Origin of the sequence: Burkholderia sp. WSM2232, from assembly GCF_000472545.1 — a bacterium.
In the GTDB taxonomy this organism is placed as follows: Bacteria; Pseudomonadota; Gammaproteobacteria; order Burkholderiales; family Burkholderiaceae; genus Paraburkholderia.
On sequence record NZ_AWZV01000030.1, the window covers coordinates 18,683 to 38,751 of the forward strand.

At 64.2% G+C, this 20,069-nt stretch carries 18 protein-coding genes; 11 read left to right on the plus strand and 7 right to left on the minus strand.

Annotated features, from left to right (window positions below):
• Window positions 1-13 precede the first annotated feature (13 nt).
• The 9 genes from ahcY to F757_RS0124150 all read left to right on the plus strand — a co-directional run bounded on the left by ahcY (window position 14) and on the right by F757_RS0124150 (window position 9,994).
• Window positions 14-1,435, plus strand: coding sequence for an adenosylhomocysteinase (gene ahcY, locus F757_RS0124110; protein ID WP_027213622.1), 1,422 nt, complete (start codon window positions 14-16; stop codon window positions 1,433-1,435).
• A gap of 162 nt (window positions 1,436-1,597) precedes the next feature.
• Window positions 1,598-1,951, plus strand: a complete 354-nt coding sequence (locus F757_RS0124115) for a phage holin family protein (RefSeq protein WP_013340808.1) — start codon at window positions 1,598-1,600, stop codon at window positions 1,949-1,951.
• Window positions 1,952-1,962: 11 nt separating this feature from the next.
• Window positions 1,963-2,793 (plus strand): methylenetetrahydrofolate reductase [NAD(P)H], encoded by an 831-nt coding sequence (gene metF / locus F757_RS0124120; RefSeq protein ID WP_027213623.1) that lies wholly within the window; start codon window positions 1,963-1,965, stop codon window positions 2,791-2,793.
• 309 nt (window positions 2,794-3,102) lie between these two features.
• Window positions 3,103-4,731: an ABC transporter substrate-binding protein gene (locus tag F757_RS0124125; protein WP_027213624.1), complete on the plus strand. Its 1,629-nt coding sequence runs from the start codon at window positions 3,103-3,105 to the stop codon at window positions 4,729-4,731.
• A gap of 149 nt (window positions 4,732-4,880) precedes the next feature.
• Window positions 4,881-5,888, plus strand: coding sequence for an ABC transporter permease subunit (locus tag F757_RS0124130; protein WP_027213625.1), 1,008 nt, complete (start codon window positions 4,881-4,883; stop codon window positions 5,886-5,888).
• 8 nt (window positions 5,889-5,896) lie between these two features.
• Window positions 5,897-6,814 (plus strand): ABC transporter permease subunit, encoded by a 918-nt coding sequence (locus F757_RS0124135; RefSeq protein WP_013340804.1) that lies wholly within the window; start codon window positions 5,897-5,899, stop codon window positions 6,812-6,814.
• Window positions 6,815-7,822: an ABC transporter ATP-binding protein gene (locus F757_RS0124140; protein WP_027213626.1), complete on the plus strand. Its 1,008-nt coding sequence runs from the start codon at window positions 6,815-6,817 to the stop codon at window positions 7,820-7,822.
• Window positions 7,819-8,838 carry a peptide ABC transporter ATP-binding protein gene (locus F757_RS0124145; protein ID WP_027213627.1) on the plus strand — a complete coding sequence of 340 codons (1,020 nt, stop codon included), beginning with the start codon at window positions 7,819-7,821 and terminating at the stop codon, window positions 8,836-8,838. The genes F757_RS0124140 and F757_RS0124145 overlap by 4 nt, the downstream gene beginning before the upstream one ends.
• Window positions 8,831-9,994 (plus strand): TraB/GumN family protein, encoded by a 1,164-nt coding sequence (locus tag F757_RS0124150; protein ID WP_027213628.1) that lies wholly within the window; start codon window positions 8,831-8,833, stop codon window positions 9,992-9,994. The genes F757_RS0124145 and F757_RS0124150 overlap by 8 nt, the downstream gene beginning before the upstream one ends.
• A 111-nt stretch (window positions 9,995-10,105) precedes the next feature.
• Here F757_RS0124150 and F757_RS0124155 read toward each other — a convergent pair whose 3' ends face one another.
• The 6 genes from F757_RS0124155 to pxpB form a co-directional block, all read right to left on the minus strand.
• Window positions 10,106-11,914, minus strand: coding sequence for a tetratricopeptide repeat protein (locus tag F757_RS0124155; protein ID WP_027213629.1), 1,809 nt, complete (start codon window positions 11,912-11,914; stop codon window positions 10,106-10,108).
• Window positions 11,915-12,128: 214 nt separating this feature from the next.
• Window positions 12,129-13,085 (minus strand): DUF979 domain-containing protein, encoded by a 957-nt coding sequence (locus F757_RS0124160; protein ID WP_027213630.1) that lies wholly within the window; start codon window positions 13,083-13,085, stop codon window positions 12,129-12,131.
• Window positions 13,082-13,831 carry a DUF969 domain-containing protein gene (locus F757_RS0124165; RefSeq protein ID WP_013340798.1) on the minus strand — a complete coding sequence of 250 codons (750 nt, stop codon included), beginning with the start codon at window positions 13,829-13,831 and terminating at the stop codon, window positions 13,082-13,084. The genes F757_RS0124160 and F757_RS0124165 overlap by 4 nt, the downstream gene beginning before the upstream one ends.
• Before the next feature lie 281 nt (window positions 13,832-14,112).
• Complete coding sequence (gene pxpA, locus F757_RS0124170; RefSeq protein ID WP_027213631.1) at window positions 14,113-14,865, minus strand: 5-oxoprolinase subunit PxpA; 753 nt, start codon at window positions 14,863-14,865, stop codon at window positions 14,113-14,115.
• 27 nt (window positions 14,866-14,892) lie between these two features.
• The gene (locus F757_RS0124175; RefSeq protein WP_027213632.1) at window positions 14,893-15,945 is read right to left on the minus strand and encodes a biotin-dependent carboxyltransferase family protein; all 1,053 of its coding nucleotides are present in this window, start codon (window positions 15,943-15,945) and stop codon (window positions 14,893-14,895) included.
• Window positions 15,942-16,595: a 5-oxoprolinase subunit PxpB gene (gene pxpB, locus F757_RS0124180; RefSeq protein WP_027213633.1), complete on the minus strand. Its 654-nt coding sequence runs from the start codon at window positions 16,593-16,595 to the stop codon at window positions 15,942-15,944. Before pxpB ends, F757_RS0124175 begins: the two co-directional genes overlap by 4 nt.
• Before the next feature lie 202 nt (window positions 16,596-16,797).
• Between pxpB and F757_RS0124185 the strand changes: the two genes are divergently transcribed.
• Entirely contained in the window at window positions 16,798-17,310 is a 513-nt protein-coding gene (locus F757_RS0124185) for a winged helix DNA-binding protein (RefSeq protein ID WP_013340794.1), read from the plus strand.
• A 100-nt stretch (window positions 17,311-17,410) separates the two neighbouring features.
• Here the strand turns inward: F757_RS0124185 and F757_RS0124190 are convergent, their stop codons facing one another.
• On the minus strand, window positions 17,411-17,953 hold the full coding sequence (locus F757_RS0124190) for a 5-formyltetrahydrofolate cyclo-ligase (protein WP_027213634.1): 543 nt from the start codon (window positions 17,951-17,953) through the stop codon (window positions 17,411-17,413).
• A gap of 77 nt (window positions 17,954-18,030) precedes the next feature.
• On the opposite strand from F757_RS0124190, the gene F757_RS0124195 reads away from it, so the two are divergent.
• Window positions 18,031-19,998, plus strand: a complete 1,968-nt coding sequence (locus F757_RS0124195; RefSeq protein WP_027213635.1) for a lytic transglycosylase domain-containing protein — start codon at window positions 18,031-18,033, stop codon at window positions 19,996-19,998.
• The last annotated feature ends 71 nt before the right edge of the window (window positions 19,999-20,069 follow it).

The following is a 20,069-nucleotide window of genomic DNA, read 5'->3' on the forward strand; positions in this document are numbered from 1 at the left end:
AAAGGAGGGCGTGATGAACGCCGCAGTTATCGATTCCAAAAATTCCCAGGACTACCTCGTTGCCGACATGTCGCTTGCCGACTGGGGCCGCAAGGAACTCACGATTGCCGAGACCGAAATGCCCGGTCTCATGCAAACGCGCGACGAATACAAGGCGCAGCAGCCGCTGAAGGGCGCGCGCATCGCCGGCTCTCTGCACATGACGATTCAAACCGGCGTGCTCATCGAAACGCTGACCGCGCTGGGCGCGGACGTGCGCTGGGCCTCGTGCAACATCTTCTCGACGCAGGACCACGCGGCCGCCGCCATCGCCAAGGCCGGCACGCCGGTGTTCGCGTTCAAGGGCGAGTCGCTCGACGAATACTGGGAATTCTCGCACCGCATCTTCGAATGGCCGAACGGCGAGTTCGCCAACATGATTCTGGACGACGGCGGCGACGCGACGCTGCTCCTGATTCTCGGCTCGAAAGCGGAGAAAGACCGCTCGGTGATCGCCAAGCCGACCAACGAGGAAGAAGTTGCGCTGTACAAGTCGATCGAGCGTCATCTGGATGCCGATCCGACGTGGTATTCCACGCGTCTTTCGCACATCAAGGGCGTCACGGAAGAGACGACGACCGGCGTGCACCGTCTGTATCAGATGGAAAAGGAAGGGCGCCTGCCGTTCCCGGCCATCAACGTGAACGACTCGGTCACCAAGTCCAAGTTCGACAACCTGTATGGCTGCCGCGAGTCGCTGGTGGACGGCATCAAGCGCGCAACCGACGTGATGATCGCGGGCAAGATTGCGGTCGTGGCAGGTTACGGCGACGTGGGCAAGGGCTGCGCGCAGTCGCTGCGCGGCCTCGGCGCGACCGTGTGGGTCACGGAAATCGACCCGATCTGCGCATTGCAGGCGGCAATGGAAGGCTACCGCGTCGTGACGATGGAATATGCGGCTGACAAGGCCGACATCTTCGTGACGGCGACCGGCAACTACCACGTGATCAACCACGACCACATGAAGGCGATGCGCCACAACGCGATCGTCTGCAACATTGGTCACTTCGATTCGGAAATCGACGTAGCGTCGACGCGCCAGTACCAGTGGGAAAACATCAAGCCGCAGGTCGACCACATCATTTTCCCGGACGGCAAGCGCGTCATCCTGCTGGCCGAAGGCCGCCTCGTGAATCTGGGTTGCGCGACCGGCCACCCGTCGTTCGTGATGTCGAACTCGTTCACCAATCAGACGCTCGCGCAGATCGAACTGTTCACGCAGGGCGACAAGTACGAAAACCGCGTGTACGTGCTGCCGAAGCACCTGGACGAGAAGGTGGCGCGCCTGCATCTCGCGCGCATTGGCGCACACCTGACCGAGCTGTCGGACGCGCAGGCGAGCTACATCGGCGTCGAAAAGAACGGTCCGTTCAAGCCGAACCATTACCGCTACTAAGCACGTGCGTTGCCGTACGCCTGCCGCGCGCGAGCGCGCGGGCGGCCGGAAAGCATGACGGTATGACGACGGGGCGGCGCGCATGCGCCGCTTTGTTCGCCATGCCTGCTTTCCATCGTTAAACCATCGTTAAGCGGACATTCTGCCTGCAAGGAGCTTTACATGACCGTGCTGCTGACCTGGCTGATCAATGCGCTGGCGCTCCTGATCATTACCTACCTCGTTCCGTCGATCCATATCCGCAGTTTCGGCACCGCGCTGATTGTCGCGGTGGTGCTCGGCCTGATCAATACGATCCTGCGGCCGGTGCTGATCCTGTTGACGCTGCCCGTCACGATTCTCACGCTCGGGCTCTTCATTCTGGTGGTCAACGCGCTGTGTTTCTGGCTTTGCGCGTCGCTGCTGAAGGGGTTCGAAGTATCGGGGTTCTGGTCGGCGTTCTTCGGCTCGATTCTGTACAGCATCGTTTCATGGCTGCTGTCCGCGCTCATTTTCGGCAACCGCAGTCTCGGTTGACATACTGAATCATGAACCCGATCGAACTTTCATTCGAATTCTTCCCGCCGAAGACGCAGGAAGGCGTCGACAAGCTGCGCGCGACGCGTGCGCAGCTTGCGCAGCTCAAGCCCAAGTTCGTGTCCGTCACGTTCGGCGCCGGCGGCTCGACGCAACAGGGCACGCTCGATACCGTCGTCGATATGGCGAAGGAAGGGCTCGAGGCGGCACCGCATCTATCGTGCATCGGCTCGTCCAAGGAGAGCTTGCGCGCGATCCTCAACCAGTACCGCGCGCATGGCATCCGCCATATCGTCGCGCTGCGCGGCGACCTGCCGTCGGGCATGGGCGAGGTCGGCGAGCTGCGTTACGCGTCGGAGCTGGTGAGCTTTATTCGCGCGGAGTTCGGCGACTGGTTCTGGATCGAGGTGGCCGGCTATCCGGAATACCACCCGCAGTCGCGCTCGCCGCGTCACGATCTGGAAAACTTCGCCCGCAAGGTGAAGGCCGGCGCCAATTCGGCGATCACGCAGTACTTCTTCAATGCAGACGCGTACTTCCGTTTTGTCGACGACGCCAGAAAGCTCGGCGTCGACGTGCCGATCGTGCCGGGCATCATGCCGATCACGAACTTCTCGCAACTGATGCGCTTTTCGGAGATGTGCGGCGCGGAAGTGCCGCGCTGGATCGCGCGCCGGCTGGAGAGCTTCGGCGACGACCGGGAGTCGATCCGCGCCTTCGGGCTGGACGTGGTGACGGACCTGTGTCAACGGCTCATTGACGCGAAGGTGCCCGGTCTGCATTTCTATACGCTCAACGGCGCGGCGGCGACCAAGGCGATTTGTGAGCGGTTGAAGGGCTGAGCGGCCACCACGCTCGCGCTGTCCTGATGTTTGTGCTGCCGGAGCGTCGCGCGGATCTATGCGCGGCGGCTCCGGCAGTTGTCTTTGTCCGACGCCCCGTGCGGAAGCACCCAATCAGAAAAGCGAAGACCGATTCGCCTGGGCGGCTCGCATGTCCTACCCTGAAAGACATCCGAAAGAGGCATCTCAATATGCGCCGAGGCGCACTGGCTGCGGCGTCGCGGATAATTTCCTCTGCTTGTGAGGCCGGGGAAAGCTCAGTAATATCGCGCTACGCTGGCGTCAGCCAGCCCCGAACCTGGAGGAAACATGAAGCAAAACAATCTGTTGCGCGCCGCGCGTGTTACGACGCTCGTCGCAGCTGCAGCGGCATCGATGCTGGGCGCAAGCGTCGCGCGGGCTGAGATTCCGAATAAAACCCTGGTCTATTGCTCAGAAGGCAGCCCCGCGGGTTTCGATCCGGCCCAATACACCACGGGCACCGATTTCACGGCCAATACGTTCACCGTTTATAACCGTCTCGTCGAATTCGAACGCGGCGGCACCAAGGTCGAGCCTGGCCTCGCAGAAAAGTGGGATGTCTCCGCAGACGGCAAGACGTACACCTTCCATCTGCGTCATGGCGTGAAGTTCCAGACCACGTCGTTCTTCAAGCCCACACGCGAATTCAACGCAGATGACGTCGTGTTCTCGTTCGAGCGCATGCTCGACGCGAATCAGGCGTTCCGCAAGGCTTACCCCGTGCAGTTCCCGTACTTCACGGACATGGGCCTCGACAAGCTGATCACCAAGGTCGAGAAGGTCGACCCGTACACGGTCAAGTTCACGCTGAAGGAAGTCAACGCGCCGTTCATCCAGAACATGGCGATGGAATACGCGTCGATTCTCTCCGCGGAATACGGCGACCAGCTGCTGAAGGCCGGCAAGGCCGCCGACATCAACCAGTTCCCGGTCGGCACGGGTCCGTTCATCTTCCGCAGCTATACGAAAGACGCGACCATCCGTTTCGACGGCAATCCCGATTACTGGAAGCCGAATGCGGTCAAGATCTCGAAGCTGATCTTCTCGATCACGCCGGACGCCGGCGTGCGCGTGCAGAAGCTCAAGCGCGACGAATGCCAGGTGATGAGCTATCCGCGTCCGGCCGACATCGCGCCGCTCAAGTCGGAAGCCAACGTCGCAATGCCGTCGCAGCCGGGCTTCAACCTCGGCTATCTCGCGTACAACGTGTCGCACAAGCCGGTCGACAAGGTCGAAGTGCGTCAGGCGCTCGACATGGCAATCAACAAGAAGGCGATCATCGACTCGGTGTACCAGGGCGCCGGCCAGGCCGCAACGAATCCGATGCCGCCGACCCAATGGTCCTATGACAAGAACCTGAAGAGCGCATCGTACGATCCGGAAAAGGCCAAGGCGCTGCTCGCGAAGGCTGGTTATCCGAACGGCTTCGACATTACGCTGTGGGCCATGCCGGTGCAACGCCCGTACAACCCGAACGCCCGCCTGATGGCGGAAATGATCCAGGCCGACTGGGCCAAGATCGGCGTGAAGGCGAAAATCGTCACGTACGAGTGGGGTGAGTACATCAAGCGCGCGCACGCCGGTGAAGACGACACGATGCTGATCGGCTGGACGGGCGACAATGGCGATCCGGACAACTGGCTCGGCACGCTGCTCGGCTGCGACGCGGTGAACGGCAACAACTTCTCGAAGTGGTGCCACAAGCCTTTCGAAGACCTGATCCAGAAGGGCCGCGCCACGTCCGATCAGGGCGCGCGCGTCGCCGCTTACACCAAGGCTCAGGAAATCTTCGCGCAGCAACTGCCGTTCTCGCCGATCGCGCACTCGACCGTTTATCAGCCTGTCAGCAAGAAGGTAGTCGACATGCGTATCGAGCCGCTCGGCTATGCCCGCTTCGACGGCGTGAGCGTCAAGTAAGGCACCCGGCAGATGTCGGGCAAGTCGTAAAATTCGCGCAGTACGCTTTTCGCACGGTTAGAAAACTGGTCGAAATGGTCCGGCGACCGGGGTCACGAGCCCTCGTCGCCGGTTGCGTTTTTTCTTCATCAAGACCATAGGGACGAACCATGTTCCGCTTTGTTTTGCGCCGCATAGGCATGGTGATACCGACGTTCATCGGCATCACGATCCTGGCATTCGCGCTGATTCACCTGATACCGGGCGATCCCATCGAAGTGATGATGGGCGAGCGCGGCGTCGATCCGGCCATGCATGCGGCAGCGATGCACCGGCTGGGGCTCGACGAGCCGTTGCCGCTGCAGTACGTCCATTACATCGGCCGAGCGCTGCACGGCGACCTCGGCACCTCCATCATCACCAACACCAGCGTCATGGGCGAATTCCTCGGCCGGTTTCCCGCGACCGTCGAACTGTCGATTTGCGCGATGCTGTTCGCGCTGATCGTCGGCCTGCCCGCGGGCGTGTTCGCGGCGCTCAGGCGCGGCACGGCAGTCGATCACGGCGTGATGGGCACGGCGCTCACTGGTTATTCGATGCCGATCTTCTGGTGGGGCTTGATCCTCATCATGGTGTTCTCCGTCAAGCTCGGCTGGACGCCGGTGTCGGGCCGCATTGCGGTCGAATACGACATTCATCAGACCGGCTTCATGCTGATCGACGCGATGATGTCCACCGACGAAGGCGCGTTCAAATCGGCATTGAGCCATCTGATCCTGCCGGCCATCGTGCTCGGCACGATTCCGCTCGCGGTGGTCGCACGCATGACGCGCTCGTCGATGCTCGAAGTGCTGCGCGAGGACTACATTCGCACGGCTCGCGCGAAGGGTTTGTCGCCGGGGCGTGTGATCGTCGTGCATGCGTTGCGCAATGCGCTGATTCCGGTCGTGACGGTGATCGGCCTGCAGGTCGGCACGCTGCTCGCGGGCGCGGTGCTGACCGAGACGCTGTTCTCGTGGCCCGGCATCGGCAAGTGGCTGATCGACGCAATTGGCCGTCGCGACTATCCGGTCGTGCAGGGCGGCATCCTGATGATCGCGACGCTGGTGATTTTCGTGAATCTCGTCGTCGATCTGCTGTACGGCGTGCTCAACCCGCGCATCCGCCATACGAGGTAATCACGACCATGGCAGACATACAAAACACAGTCCCCACCGCAGTCACGCCGCCCAGTGGCCGCGCCATTGCCGCCCGCGAATTCTGGGCCAACTTCTCGCGCAATCGCGGCGCGGTCGGCGCCGGAATCGTCGTCCTGCTGTTGATCGTCGTGGCGATTTTCGCGCCGCTCATCGCGCCGCACAGCCCGATCGAACAGTACCGCGACTTCGTGAAGATTCCGCCTGCATGGCTCGAAGGAGGCAACTGGAAGTTCATTCTCGGCACCGACGAAGCGGGCCGCGACATCCTCTCGCGTCTGATGTACGGCGCGCGGCTGTCGTTCTGGATCGGCTTCGTTTCGGTGGTGCTCGCGCTGATTCCGGGCATCGTGCTCGGTCTGATCGCGGCGTTCTTCGAGAAATGGGCCGATACGCCCATCATGCGGATCATGGACGTGCTGCTCGCGTTGCCTTCGCTGCTGCTCGCGGTGGCGGTCGTGGCGATCATCGGTCCGGGTCTCGTCAATACGATGCTGGCGATTGCGATCGTCGCGCTGCCGGGCTATGTGCGCCTGACGCGCGCGTCGGCGCAAGGCGAGTTGCAGAAGGAATACGTGACGGCTTCGCGCGTGGCGGGCGCCGGCACCTTGCGGCTCATGTTCTCGCAAGTGCTGCCCAACTGCACGGCGCCGCTGATCGTGCAGGCCACGCTCGGGTTTTCGTCGGCGATTCTGGATGCGGCCGCTCTCGGCTTTCTGGGCCTCGGCGTGCAGCCGCCATCGGCCGAGTGGGGCGCGATGCTCGCTTCGGCGCGCGACTACATCGACAGTGCATGGTGGATCGTCACGATGCCTGGTTTGTCCATCCTGATCTCGGTGCTCGCAATCAACCTGCTCGGCGACGGGCTGCGCGACGCACTCGATCCGAAACTCAAGCGGATGGCATAAATGAGCAACAACCTACTAACCATCCGCAATCTCGCGGTGAACTTCAACGGCTTGCCCGCTGTCGACCGTATCAATCTCGACGTTGCGCCCGGTGAAGTGCTGGGCGTCGTCGGCGAATCGGGCTCGGGCAAGAGCGTGACGATGATGGCGCTGATGGGCCTGATCGACGCGCCCGGCAAGGTCACCGCCGACGAGATCACGTTCAACGGCCGCGACCTGCTCAAGGCATCGGCGAAGGAGCGTCGCAAGATCATCGGCAAAGACATCGCGATGGTGTTCCAGGACGCGCTGACCAGTCTGAACCCGAGCTACACGGTCGGCTATCAGATCAAGGAAGTGCTGAAGCTGCACGAAGGTCTGCGCGGCGCGGCGCTCGACAGGCGCGCGCTCGAACTGCTCGACCAGGTCGGCATTCCGGACGCGAAGAACCGCATTGGCGCGTTTCCGCATCAAATGTCGGGCGGCATGAACCAGCGCGTGATGATCGCCATGGCCATTGCCTGCAACCCCAAGCTGCTGATCGCCGACGAGCCCACCACCGCGCTCGACGTGACGATCCAGGCGCAGATCATGGAACTGCTGATGCGTTTGCAGAAGGAGCGCGGCATGGCGCTCGTGCTGATCTCGCACGACCTGGCAGTGGTGTCCGAGGTCGCGCAGCGCGTCGCGGTCATGTACGCTGGCGAAGTGATCGAAACCAACAAGGTGCCGGACATTTTCGCCGCGCCTCATCATCCATACACGGAAGCGCTGCTGGCGGCGATTCCCGAGCACAACGTGGGCGCCGTGCGGCTTGCCGCGCTGCCGGGCATGGTGCCGGGGCGTGACGACCGTCCCAGGGGCTGTCTGTTCGCGCCGCGCTGTAAGTACATGGTCGATGACTGCAACAAGGGGCGCCCCGCGCTCGCCCCCATGCAGGGCCATGCGGAAGTGGCGCGCGTGCGCTGCATCAAACCCTTGAACCTCGCCGGCGACGCGAACGTTCACACTCATGGAGGCGCACGATGAACGCAGTACCCGAAACGCGGCGCCAGTCGGACCATGCGGGCGACCACGTACTGGTCGCCGACAAGCTCGCGCGCTACTACACGGTCAAACGGGGCATGTTCGCCACGGGCACGGTCAAGGCGCTGAACGGCGTGTCGTTTGCGCTGGAACGCGGCAAGACGCTTGCCGTGGTGGGCGAATCCGGCTGCGGCAAGTCGACGCTCGCGCGCCAGCTCACCATGATCGAATCGCCCAGTGCGGGCCGTCTGTTGGTCGACGGCGAAGACGTGGCCGGCGCCGATCACGCGAAGATCGCGGCGCTGCGGCGGCGCGTGCAGATGGTGTTCCAGAACCCGTTTGCGTCGCTCAATCCGCGCAAGACCGTCGAGCAGACGCTTGGCGAGCCGCTCGCCATCAATACGCAACTGAGCGCCACGGAACGCGCCGAACGCATCGCGCAGATGATGCGCACGGTGGGTCTGCGGCCTGAGCACGCGAAGCGCTATCCGCATATGTTCTCGGGCGGGCAGCGTCAGCGCGTGGCGATTGCGCGTGCGATGATTCTGGACCCGCAAATCGTCGTCGCTGACGAGCCGGTGTCGGCGCTCGACGTGTCGATCCAGGCGCAGATTCTGAATCTGTTCATGGATCTCCAGCAGCAGTTCAAGACCAGCTACGTGTTCATCTCGCACAATCTGTCAGTGGTCGAGCATATTGCTGACGACGTGATGGTGATGTACTTCGGCGGCGTGGCGGAACTCGGCGACAAGAAGCGGATTTTCTCCAAGCCGCGGCATCCGTACACGCGCGCGCTGATGTCGGCGACGCCGTCCATCTTCGAGGCGGATCGCACCATCAAAATCAAGCTGCAAGGTGAAATGCCCTCGCCGCTGAATCCGCCGTCGGGTTGCACGTTCCATCAGCGCTGCCCGTATGTGATCGACCGCTGCCGCAGCGAGGAGCCGAAGCTGCGCGAAGTGGATGGCCGTCAGGTGTCGTGTCACCGCGCCGAGGAGGTGGGGGACGTGGATGCCTGATGCGCTGGCGGCGCGTCGTCCTGCGCGCCGCTCGCGTGAAGGCGGCCGCCGCGCTGCCTTCATGCGACGCTTGCGGGCGCGTGCACTGAATGGTGCCGCGCTCGTCGGCGTTCTCTGCTGTTGTGCCCTGCTGCCCGACACCGCCGATGCGGCCGGTGCCTCGGCCAATACCGCCGCGGCATCCACCGATGCGAACGCCAAAGGCGCTCGCCCGACGGCGCCGCTGCCGCATTCGCCGCCACCGCCTCGCGCCGCGCTGCCAGGCTTCAATCCGCCGCCCGCCACGCCGGGCACGACCGCGAGCGGTCCCGTGCGCCAGCAACCGGCGCGCATGCCGTTCTATGTCGCAACGCGCGGCAATACCACCGTTTACGTGCTCGGCACGCTGCATGTGGGCGACCCCGTCGACTATCCGGCGGCCCAGCCGTTTCGTCCGCCGATCATGGGCGCGCTGGCCGCCTCGCCCACGCTTGCGCTGGAGCTTTCGCCCGACGAACTGCTGGTCTCGCAAGACGACGTCTCCAAGTACGGCGTATGCCGGCGCGACTGTCTGCCTGGCCTGTTGCCGGAGCCGCTGTGGCGCAAGCTCGCGTTGCGTCTGCGCGGCAATCCCGCGGCGCTGGATGAGATCAAGAAAATGCGGCCGTGGCTCGCCTCGCTGCTGGTGGAAACCTACGATTCGCTGAGCGCCGGTTTGCAGACCGAATACGGCACGGAAGCGCAATTGCAGAATGTCTATCTGCGCACGCGCGGCAAGATTGTCGGCCTGGAAACGTTGCCGCAGCAGATGCGCGGGTTCACCGGCCTCACGCTCGCACAGCAACGCGAAATGCTCGCGCAGGACCTCGTGCAGACGCCGGCGCAGAATGTGGAAGACGTACGCACATTGCACCGCCTGTGGCGGGTGGGCGATGCGGATGCCATCGCCGCGTGGGAGGCCGCGAAAGGGGAAAAACTGGCGCGCGACAAGCGCGTGTCAAATTCGATCGACGAAAGAATCGTCTATGCGCGCAACCGGCGCTTTGTCTCCCGAATGCTGCAGATCGCCGCGCCCAACAAGCCCGTGTTCGTCGCGATTGGCGCATTGCATCTGGGCGGACGCAAGGGCGTGCTGCAGTTGCTGCGCCAGCACGGCTTCGTGGTGGAGGCGGGATGACAGGAGGAGGGGGCCAGGGCGGCGGCGCTGGCGCGACGGAACAGAATCGAATTAAACCGGAGCGGCGAATACTGGCCGGCCCAGCTCATCCAACCGCGCCAGCGCGATTGCTCAAGCTCGCTCTAAAGCTTCCAACGCTTGCACCACTTCCCGCACCAGCCCCGCCCAATTTCCCAACTCCTGCTGCCTGAAGAGCCGCATTCCCGGGTACCACGGCGAGTCGCTGCGTGCTTGCAGCCAGCGCCAGTCGGAATTGGCCGGCAGCAGCAGCCACACCGGTTTGCCGAGCGCACCGGCCAGATGCGCGACAGCGGTATCGACGGCAATGACCAGGTCTAGGTTCATGACAAGCGCTGCGGTGTCCTCGAAGTCATATAGTTCGCCGCTGAAGTCATGCTCGCGCAACGCCTGCGGCGCGTCGGCCAGTTGCGCATGCGCCGGGCCTTTTTGCAACGGATACCAATTGACGTTCGCTACACCGGCAAGCGGATGCAGGTCGCAAAGCGCCATCGACCGGTAGCGGTCGTTGCCGAAGGTGGGGCTGCCCGCCCATACAAGGCCGACCTTGCGGTTCGCGTTGCCGCTTGTGTGCAGCTTCTTTCGCAAGGCTTCAACCTTCGCGGTGTCCGCAAAGAGATACGGCAGTTCCGCCGGAATGGTGGCGAGTTCCGTACCGACGCATGACGGCACGCTCATCATCGGCACCCAGAAGTCGTATTGCGCGCCCGGCTTGCCGGCGAACGCGCGGCGCACGCCGGGCACGCGCTGCGCAAGACGCAGCAACGGCTCGCGCACGCACACATCCACGGTCGCGCCGCGTTCGTGCAGCACGCGTGCGTAGCGCAGAAACTGGAAGTGGTCGCCGAAGCCCTGTTCGCCGACAATCAGCAAGCGCCGGCCTTCGAGCGGCTCGCCATGCCATTCGGCCACGCCACGCACCGCGAGCGCGTCGTAATCGCTCTTGCGCCAGCGCCGCGCAAACTCGGCCCAGCCCTGACGGTAGTCGCCCTGCTTGAGGAGCAGCCATGCCAGGTTCTGATGCGCGTCGGCGTAGTTCGGATCTTGCGCCAGCGCCTCGCGATAGAACCTCTCTTCTTCGGCTAGCCGTCCCTGCGCGCCGAGCGAGCCGCCCACGCACACCAGATTAGTCGGATTCGGCTTGAGTTCGACCGCGCGCCGGTAATGCGCCTCGGCGCCCGCATAGTCACCGCGCTTGCCAATCGCGCTGCCGAGGTTGACGTGCGCCTCGGCGTAATCCGGCCGCAGCGCGAGCGCGCGCTCGAAGCTGGCCACCGCGGCCTCATGCTCGCCCCGAGCGTTATACGCATTACCCGCGTTGAAGTGCGCTTCTGCCGAAGCCGGATCGAGCTGCAGCGCGTCGTGATAACAGGCTAGCGCTTCGGCGAAACGGCCGAGCTTGCCGAGCGCCGTGCCGAGGTTCAGATGCGCGTCGAAGAGCGCGGGGTTCGACGCGATCGCTAGCCGGTATTGTTCGACCGCTTCATTGAACGCACCTTGCGCCTGCAAGGCCACGCCGAAGTTGTTGCGGGCATCGGCGAAATCGGGCCGTAGCTGCAACGCCTGGTCGTAACAGATGGTGGCTTCGTCCAGACGCCCGAGCGCGGCGGCGGCAAGACCGCGGTTGCTCCAGCACGCCGCGTCCTGACGGTCGTGCTTGAGCGCCTGGCTCATGAGGATGGCGGCTGCCTCGTGCTGTCCGCGCTGATAATGCAGTACGCCGAAGTAGTGCAAGGCACGGGTGTTGGCGGGATCCAGCGTGAGTATTTCACGGTAGATGGAGTCGGCCGTGTCGAAGCGGCCGGCCTCATGCGCGCGGAGCGCGGCATCGACGAGCGACGCGACGTTGGACGACGGTGGCGGCGCGGTGCGCCCGCCGGGACGCTGTGATTGGCGTTCCATGGAGTCCTGCAGGAAGAATCACGGCGGCGCGCGTTGCACGCGCCCGCGCGTGTGGATGGGAGATCGTCCAGCATCTTATGGTCGGTCTCACGGGCCGACGTTCGGATGCATCCCATTTCCATTGCAGGCTTTTCCGGTTCGAGGGACTTCGTCGATGTGCCGCGGAAACGTCGCGCGGCACGTCGGAAACTGCTGATTTTCCTTGCTCGATGTCTTATCTGAACATCAGGAAATTGAGCAGGAAGATGTTCACCACCAGCAGCGTCAGCGCGGTCGGAATCTGCGCCTTGATCACCGCGTTCTTATCCGGCAGTTCGAGCAGCGCCGCCGGCACCATGTTGAAGTTGGCGGCCATGGGCGTCATCAGTGTGCCGCAGTAGCCGGAGAACATGCCGATCGCCACCATCACCGCCGGGTTGCCGTGGAACACGCCGACCAGAATCGGTACGCCGACGCCGCCCGTCATCACCGGAAAAGCGGCGAAGCCGTTGCCCATGACCATCGTGAAGAGCGCCATGCCGATGCAGTACACGGCCACCGCGATGAAGCGGTAGTCGAGGCTGATGTACGCGGTCGTCACGTGCGCCACGGCCTTGCCCACGCCCGCGTCCGAAAAGACGAGGCCCAGCATGCCGAGCATCTGCGGCAGCACCGCGGCCCACGAGAGCGCGTCGACGAGGCGGCGCGCTTCCTTCATCGACTGGCCGACCGTGTCGCGCGTCAGCACGCAGGCAATGGCAAGTGCGATCACACAGCCAATGCCGAAGCCGATCAGCGTGACGTTGGCTTTTTCGATCAGCGGCATGCCGCCGAACACAAGGTGGCTGGCCGACAACGTGACGATCACCGTGATCACCGGAATGGTCAGCGCGGGCACGAAAAGCTTGTTGCGAAGGCGCGCGGCACTCGCCTTGCGCGCTTCGAGCGACAGCACTTTCGGCTTGCCCGCCGTGACGCCGCCAAAGCCGGCGATCAGCGCCATCACGATCACCGCGGCGCCGACCACGGCGGGCGGCAGCTTGTCGCCGATCAGGAAGATCAGCGCGTAGAGAATCCAGAAACCGCCGGCCGTGAGGCGGCGCGGATGCTCCCTGTCGGTGACGATCATGCCGCCGATGATCAGCAGCACCACGCCCAGCAACCAGAACAGATAGGTAATCGTGAGCGTCATGCTTTGTCTCCTGCAGCCGATTGTGCCGGCGATACGGCGGCGTTACCCGCGCTGGCGTTGCCGCGCAATTCGCGGTCGAGTTTGCGGTCGAGCAGATACAGACGGAAGCCGTGAATCAGGAACGCGCAGATCGCAGTGGGAATGCCCCACACCGCCACATGAATCGGCTCGACGATAATGCCGGCCTCCTTCAGGAACGTGGTCATCAGCACAATCGCGCCGAACGCGACGAAAATGTCCTCGCCGAAGAACAGGCCCACGTTGTCCGTGGCCGCCGAGAACGCGCGCAGCTTGAAGCGCACCGCGTCGCTGATCTTGCCGAAGCGCGTTTCGGTCGCGCCTTCGGCCATGGGGGCGATGAGCGGACGAACCATCTGCGGATGTCCGCCGAGACCCGTCAGGCCGACCGCCGCGGTCAGTTCGCGCACGAGCAGATAAACGATCAGCAGACGCCCGGCCGTGGCGGCCTTGATGCCGCTAATCCACGTCTGCGCGCGCTCGCGCAGGCCGTGCCGTTCGAGCAGGCCGATCACCGCGAGCGGCAGGAGAATGATCAACGGAATGTTGCGTGTCTTGATGAAGCCGGTGCCGATCTCGGCCAGAATCTTTTCGGGCGGAAAGTGCGCGGCGAGACCGGTGCCGATGGCGGCAACCGCCACGATCAGCATCGGATTGAACCGCAATAAAAAGCCAACGATGATGATGGCCACGCCGATGAGCGGCCATAAACTGACTGTTGTCTGCATCTGGATCTCCAAACAGGTTTCATACCTCGCCGCTCGTGGCGGCTAACATGGGCCGGCGCGTGGCGATCCGCGCGCCGTCTTGTTTCCCGCGGCTCTTGGCGACCGCGTTGCTACGCACTGCAACTTCGTCTGCTACTACGACTGCTACTGCTACTGCTACTGCGTTAAATGGAAAGCACGGGCCGAAGGCACGGCAAAGCCTCCCGCACCTGGCGAACGCCCCGCGTGGAGCGGGGCGTCTGGGCGTTTCAAGGCATGACGGGAGAAGGCGCTCGCCAGCGTCAGACGCTCGCGGCACCGGCCGCGTGCACGTCGATACCGGCTTGTTCGAGCGCGCTGCGAATGCGCCGCGCGAACGCAAGTGCGTGCGGGCCGTCGCCGTGCAGGCAAATCGTTTGCGCGTGCAGCGGCACCCATTGACCGTCCACGGCGCGCACGCGCTGCTCGCGCACCATCGCGAGGGTGCGCTCCAGCACCTCGTCTTCATCGTCGAGCAGCGCGCCCGGTTCCTTGCGCGGCACGAGCGAGCCGTCGGCGCGATAGCCGCGATCGGCAAACACTTCTTCGATGGCGGTCAGGCCCGCCTCGCGCGCGGCCGTCACGAGCCCGCTGTTGGCGAGCGCGAACACGGCGACCGACGGGTCGAAGTCATGCACGGCCGAAACGATCGCATCCGCGATCTTCGGGTCGCGCGCGGCCTGGTTGTAGAGCGCGCCGTGCGGCTTGACGTGCGCGATGCGCCCGCCCTCGGCCTGCGCGATCGCCGACAGCGCGCCGAGCTGGTACAGCACGCCCGCGTAGATTTCGCTCGCGGGCAGGTCCATCTCTTTGCGGCCGAAGTTTTCCGGATCGTTAAAGCTCGGATGCGCACCGATCGACACGCCTTTCTGCACCGCCCAGCGCACGCAGTCGCGCATGGCCTTCGCGCCGCCCGCATGCCAGCCGCAGGCAATATTCGCGGAGCTGACGAGGTCGAGCAGCGCCTCGTCGGAGCCGCAGCCTTCGCCGAGATCGGCGTTCAAATCGATTTCCATGATGTTCCTCTACTCGGTTCTTGCCAGTCACAACGTCGCAACGGCCGTTTGGCGTGCGCAACGTTCTTCATGCATGGCGATGGCGGCGTCGATCTGCCGCAAATAGGTGCGCTCTTCGAGCAACGCCTGGCGCGCCTCGTAAATCGTGGTCGGGATGAAGCGCACAGCCGCGTTCAGCCGCACCTGCGCGAGCTTCCACAGGTCGGCCTGAATGACCGCGCCGATCTTCGGATAGCCGCCGGTGGTCTGCGCGTCGCTCATCAACACGATGGGCTGGCCGTTCGGCGGCACCTGGATCGTGCCCGGCAGCACCGCGTGCGACAGCAGGTCGGCCTTCTGTTTGCGTTTCAGTTCGCTGCCGGCAAGCCGGTAGCCCATGCGGTTGCTGTTCGGCGTGACGAGCCACTCGTCGGACCAGAACGACTCGTGCGCTTCTTCGGTGAAGCTGTCGTATTCCGGGCCGCGCAGCACGCGAATCGGCACCGCCCAGGGCACGCCGCCCGGATGACGGCCGCGCCGCAGCGGCTCGTCGACGAGCACGAACTTGCACCACGCGGGCGCCTTCACGCCGAACTCCGGCGCCTCGGGCGAAAAGCCGACGTGACCACGCTGCGGCGGCGCGCCGAGGGGCACGCGGTCGCCGTCGCGCAGCGCCCGGCCGCCGAGGCCGCCAAAGCGGCCGGCGAGGTCGGTGCTGCGCGAGCCCAGCATCGGCAACACGTCGATGCCGCCGGCGATACACACGTAGCCGCGCATGCCCCGCCTGGCTGCATTCAGCACGAGTTCCTGGCCGGCCTTCACCGGCAGGCTCCACCACGAATAGACCGGCTTGCCGTCGAGGGTCGCACCGAATTCCGTTCCGGTGATGGCGACCCGCGTCGCGCGCAGAAACCGCAGCACGGTCGGGCCGAAGGTGATTTCAAGCCCCGCCGCGTCAGGACGGTTGCCGACAAGCCGGTTGCCGACTTCCAGCGACAGCCGGTCGAGCGCCCCGCCCATCGCCACGCCGAGATGCCGGTAGCCGTGGCGGCCGAGGTCCTGGATGGTGGTCAGAAGACCTGCGCGAATCACGTCGATCATGCGTGTATCCCCGCAATGGTGAAACGCACCTGGTCGCCGGGCTGCAACAGGGTGGGCGGGCGGCGCGCGGGATCGAAAAGCGGCAGCTCGGTGCGGCCGATCAGTTGCCAGCCGCCGGGCGAAGTGGCCGGATAGATGCCCGTCTGTTCGCCGCCAATGCCGACCGAGCCCGCCGGCACTTCGAGCCGCGGCGACGCGCGGCGCGGCGTATGCAGCGCCTCGTCGAGCCCGCCCAGGTAGGCGAAGCCCGGCTGGAAGCCGAGAAAGAACACCACGTACTGACCAGCAGAATGCCGCTCGATCACTTCGCGCACGCTCAGGCCGGTGTGGTTCGCCACCGCGCCGAGGTCGGGGCCGAACTCGCCGCCGTACTGAACCGGAATCTCGACCTCGCGGCCCGCCGCCGGCGCCTCGCCCGCGGCGTCCCACGCGTGCTGCAGGCGGCTTGACAGCGCGTCGTGGTCGGCTTCCAGCGGATCGAACACGAGCGTCAGGTTGTTCATGCCCGGCACCACTTCCAGCACATGCGGCCAGTCACGCGCGAGTTCAGCGGCCGCCCACACGCGGCGCTGGCAATCGAGCGTCGCAGGCGGCGGTGCCTCGCAGACCAGCGCGGCGTCGCCGAGCGGAAAGATTTTGGGTTGGCTCATGGCTAGAAGACCCGAAGAAGTCGAAGAGTTCGGCACCGCGACCGTCGGCAAAAGCATTGGAAGACCGTTAGGCGGTGTTTGGAGCATACATTGTCAATAAAATATCAACAATTTCTCAATAAGAGTTTTCGCCAGGCTCGCAGCCCGAGGCCGCTCGTCGTACACTCCGGACACTCTCCATCCTGTTTCCTGAGAAATTCACATGTCGCGGCATCCCACCAAGATCGTCTCGTCGGAACATCTCGTGTCCGATACGAGCGCGGAGCTGTCCGAGCTCGAATACGCGCTCATCATGGCCGGCAACGCATTCAACCGATGGATGGTGCGCTGCATGTCGGCGGCTGGGGAGAAGGACATGACCGCCATCGAAGTCTCGCTGCTGCATCACGTGAGTCATCGCGAACGCCGCAAGAAGCTCGCCGACATCTGCTTCGTGCTGAACATCGAAGACACGCACGTCGCGACCTATGCGTTGAAGAAGCTTGTAGCTAGAGGGTATGTAAAAAGCGAAAAGACCGGCAAGGAAGTGTTCTTTTCGGCGACCGAGGCCGGCCGCGCGCTGTGCCTGAAGTACCGCGAGGTGCGCGAGAGCTGCCTGATTTCGACGCTCAAGGAAAGCGGCCTCACCAACGAACAGATCGGCGAGGCCGCGCAGCTGATGCGCAATGCGTCGGGCATGTACGACACGGCCGCGCGCGCGGCGGCGTCGCTATAACAAAGGACTACGCGGCGGCGCCCGGCCGTGCGTTGCGGCGTGCATCGCGCGCCTCGCGCGACTCTGGAGAATGCGCTCGCGCCATGTGGTTCGCCTGCGCTTAGCCAGCCGCCCGCGCGTGCAGACCCGTCTCGGTGACGATCATGTCGAGCGGAATGTCATGCGCCTCACGCTGCAGCGCCGGCGTGCGGCACGCTTCATATGCGACGCCCACGGTGATCGGCCGCGCCGCGCCCGGCCAGCCGGCGAGCGTGCGGTCATAGTACCCGCCGCCGTAGCCGAGCCGGTAGCCGTCGGCGTCGAAACCCACGCAGGGCACGAGCAGCAGTTCGGGAATCACCAGACGTTCGGTTGCGGGCTCCGTGATCTTGTGATGGCCGATCTTCATCGGCGTATCCGGCGACCATGCGTGAAACTCGAGCGGCAAGCCGCGTTCCCTGATGATCGGCAGACTGGCTTCGCGCCGCGAGCCGCCCGCGAGCCACACAGAGATCGCTGCGCGCGCATCGAACTCGCCTGCGAGCGGCCAGTAGAACCCCACGCTCATCACGTCGAAATGCTTCAACGCGTCGAGCACGCGACGCCCGAGCGCGGCGTTGTTCGCCGGCTCGGAAGCCGCTTGCAGCCTTGCTTCCAATAGCATTCTACGCAGCGCCTTTTTCGATTCCGTCACAGGGTTGCATGCTATGCTTGGGTTCAATTCGCGCTCCAGAAACAACGATGTCAAAAAGTCTTTATCGAGTATATCGCGCGGCCGGTATGGCGCTTGCCGCAGCCGCGCTCGTTGCATGCAGCACCGCGTCAGCCGTCAAGCCACTTCCCATTTCGCAGCTCACCAACGACGATCAGATTTTCGTCCAGTTGCGCGAAGCCGCCCGCAATAACGACGCAGCACGTGCGGCACAGCTTGCAAGCATGATTCCGGGCTACCCGGCGCCCTCGTATCTGGAGTACTTCCAGATCAAGCCGCAACTGTTCGATTCGTCCGGCCACGCGCGCGTCGACGCGCCCGACGCGCCGGTGCTCGCGTTCCTGCAGAAATACGACGGTCAGGCCATTGCCGACCGCATGCGCAACGACTACCTCACCGTGCTCGGCGCGCGCCACGACTGGCGCAACTTCGATCAGCAATACGCGCGTTTCGTGCTGAACGACGACACGCAGGTGAAATGCTACGCGCTGGAATCGCGTGCGTCGCGCGGCGAAAACGTGGCGGATGCGGCGCGCGCGCTGCTCGTGGATCCGAAGTGGTACGGCGACGGCTGCGTCGATCTGATCACTGTGCTTGGCGTCAACAAGCAGTTCAGTAGCGACGACATCTGGCAGCAGATCCGTCTCGCTTACGAACAGAACTATACGAACACCGGCAGCAAGCTCGTCGATGCGCTCGGCAATCAGGCGCCCGATCCGGTGCTGTTCGGGCAGGCCGCGAATACACCGCCACTGCTGCTCGCGCGCGGTGTCGGCGCGGATCCGCAAGCGCATCAACTCGCGTTGCTCGCGATCACGCGCATGGCGCGCAACGACCCGGCGATGGCCGCGGCCACGTTCGCGTCGGTCGCGCCTTCGCTGAATTCGCCGGAGCGCGCCATTGGCTGGGGCACGATTGCCTATCAGGCGGCCGCCAAGCAGATGCCGAGTGCGGTGGACTGGTACAGACTGTCGGCGAACGCGCCGCTCTCGAACCCCGCCTACGAATGGCGCACGCGCACGGCGCTTCTCGCCGGCGACTGGAACATGGTGCGCTGGTCGATCGAGCAGATGCCGGCTGCGCTGCGTAGCCAGCCGTCGTGGGTGTACTGGCATGCCCGCGCGCTCAAGCAGGCGGGCGACACTGTCACCGCGAACCAGGAATTCGAGTCGATCTCGCAAGGCTTTAATTTCTACGGCCAGCTTGCCGCGGAAGAACTGGGCCAGAAGATTGCGGTGCCGCCGAGAACCACCGTCACGGACTCCGAAATCCAGCAGGCCGGCGAGACGCCGGGCTTCGACCTCGCGCGGCGCTTCTATGCGCTGAATCTGCGGCTGGAAGGCAATCGCGAATGGAACTGGCCGCTGCGCGGCATGAGCGACCGTCAGTTGCTCGCGGCGGCGGAATACGCGCGCCGTATCCAGCTGTACGACCGCACCGTCAACACGGCGGACCGCACGAAAACCGAACACGACTTTTCGCTGCGTTATCTGTCGCCGTTCCGCGACATCGTGGAGCGCGATGCGCAGTCCACCGGACTCGACGTGGAGTGGGCGTACGGGCTGATTCGTCAGGAGTCGCGCTTCATCATCAACGCGCGCTCCGAAGTCGGCGCGGGCGGATTGATGCAACTGATGCCGGGCACCGCGCAACTGGTCGCCAAGAAGATCGGTCTCGGCCCGATTTCGCGCGAGCAGATGAACGACATCAACACCAACATCCTGCTCGGCACGAACTACCTGTCGATGATCTACAATCAGTTCGATGGTTCGGCCGTACTCGCCACGGCGGGCTACAACGCCGGTCCGGGCCGGCCGCGCAACTGGCGGCAGTCATTGCAGCGGCCGGTTGAAGGTGCGATCTTCGCCGAGTCGATTCCGTTCCAGGAAACGCGCGACTACGTTAAGAATGTGTTGTCCAACACGGTCTACTATGCGGCATTGTTCGAAGGCCGTCCGCAATCGCTGAAGGCGCGTCTGGGTTATATCGCACCGTAAGCGCCGTGCCGCCGCTGCCACGGCAGCGGCGCGCCACGCCAGCCGTTGCCGCGGCTTCCACCAGGGAGTCG

What these genes read in the sequence shown, in the direction of transcription:
- pxpA (WP_027213631.1), bottom strand. Translation starts at nt 14,865, where the DNA reads ATGGAAATCGATTTGAACGCCGATCTCGGCGAAGGCTGCGGCTCCGAC.
- F757_RS0124135 (WP_013340804.1), top strand. Translation starts at nt 5,897, where the DNA reads ATGGCAGACATACAAAACACAGTCCCCACCGCAGTCACGCCGCCCAGT.
- F757_RS0124165 (WP_013340798.1), bottom strand. Translation starts at nt 13,831, where the DNA reads ATGCAGACAACAGTCAGTTTATGGCCGCTCATCGGCGTGGCCATCATC.
- ahcY (WP_027213622.1), top strand. Translation starts at nt 14, where the DNA reads ATGAACGCCGCAGTTATCGATTCCAAAAATTCCCAGGACTACCTCGTT.
- F757_RS0124185 (WP_013340794.1), top strand. Translation starts at nt 16,798, where the DNA reads ATGTCGCGGCATCCCACCAAGATCGTCTCGTCGGAACATCTCGTGTCC.
- pxpB (WP_027213633.1), bottom strand. Translation starts at nt 16,595, where the DNA reads ATGAGCCAACCCAAAATCTTTCCGCTCGGCGACGCCGCGCTGGTCTGC.
- F757_RS0124160 (WP_027213630.1), bottom strand. Translation starts at nt 13,085, where the DNA reads ATGACGCTCACGATTACCTATCTGTTCTGGTTGCTGGGCGTGGTGCTG.
- F757_RS0124155 (WP_027213629.1), bottom strand. Translation starts at nt 11,914, where the DNA reads ATGGAACGCCAATCACAGCGTCCCGGCGGGCGCACCGCGCCGCCACCG.
- F757_RS0124130 (WP_027213625.1), top strand. Translation starts at nt 4,881, where the DNA reads ATGTTCCGCTTTGTTTTGCGCCGCATAGGCATGGTGATACCGACGTTC.
- F757_RS0124195 (WP_027213635.1), top strand. Translation starts at nt 18,031, where the DNA reads ATGTCAAAAAGTCTTTATCGAGTATATCGCGCGGCCGGTATGGCGCTT.
- F757_RS0124150 (WP_027213628.1), top strand. Translation starts at nt 8,831, where the DNA reads ATGCCTGATGCGCTGGCGGCGCGTCGTCCTGCGCGCCGCTCGCGTGAA.
- F757_RS0124190 (WP_027213634.1), bottom strand. Translation starts at nt 17,953, where the DNA reads ATGCTATTGGAAGCAAGGCTGCAAGCGGCTTCCGAGCCGGCGAACAAC.
- F757_RS0124115 (WP_013340808.1), top strand. Translation starts at nt 1,598, where the DNA reads ATGACCGTGCTGCTGACCTGGCTGATCAATGCGCTGGCGCTCCTGATC.
- F757_RS0124140 (WP_027213626.1), top strand. Translation starts at nt 6,815, where the DNA reads ATGAGCAACAACCTACTAACCATCCGCAATCTCGCGGTGAACTTCAAC.
- metF (WP_027213623.1), top strand. Translation starts at nt 1,963, where the DNA reads ATGAACCCGATCGAACTTTCATTCGAATTCTTCCCGCCGAAGACGCAG.
- F757_RS0124145 (WP_027213627.1), top strand. Translation starts at nt 7,819, where the DNA reads ATGAACGCAGTACCCGAAACGCGGCGCCAGTCGGACCATGCGGGCGAC.
- F757_RS0124175 (WP_027213632.1), bottom strand. Translation starts at nt 15,945, where the DNA reads ATGATCGACGTGATTCGCGCAGGTCTTCTGACCACCATCCAGGACCTC.
- F757_RS0124125 (WP_027213624.1), top strand. Translation starts at nt 3,103, where the DNA reads ATGAAGCAAAACAATCTGTTGCGCGCCGCGCGTGTTACGACGCTCGTC.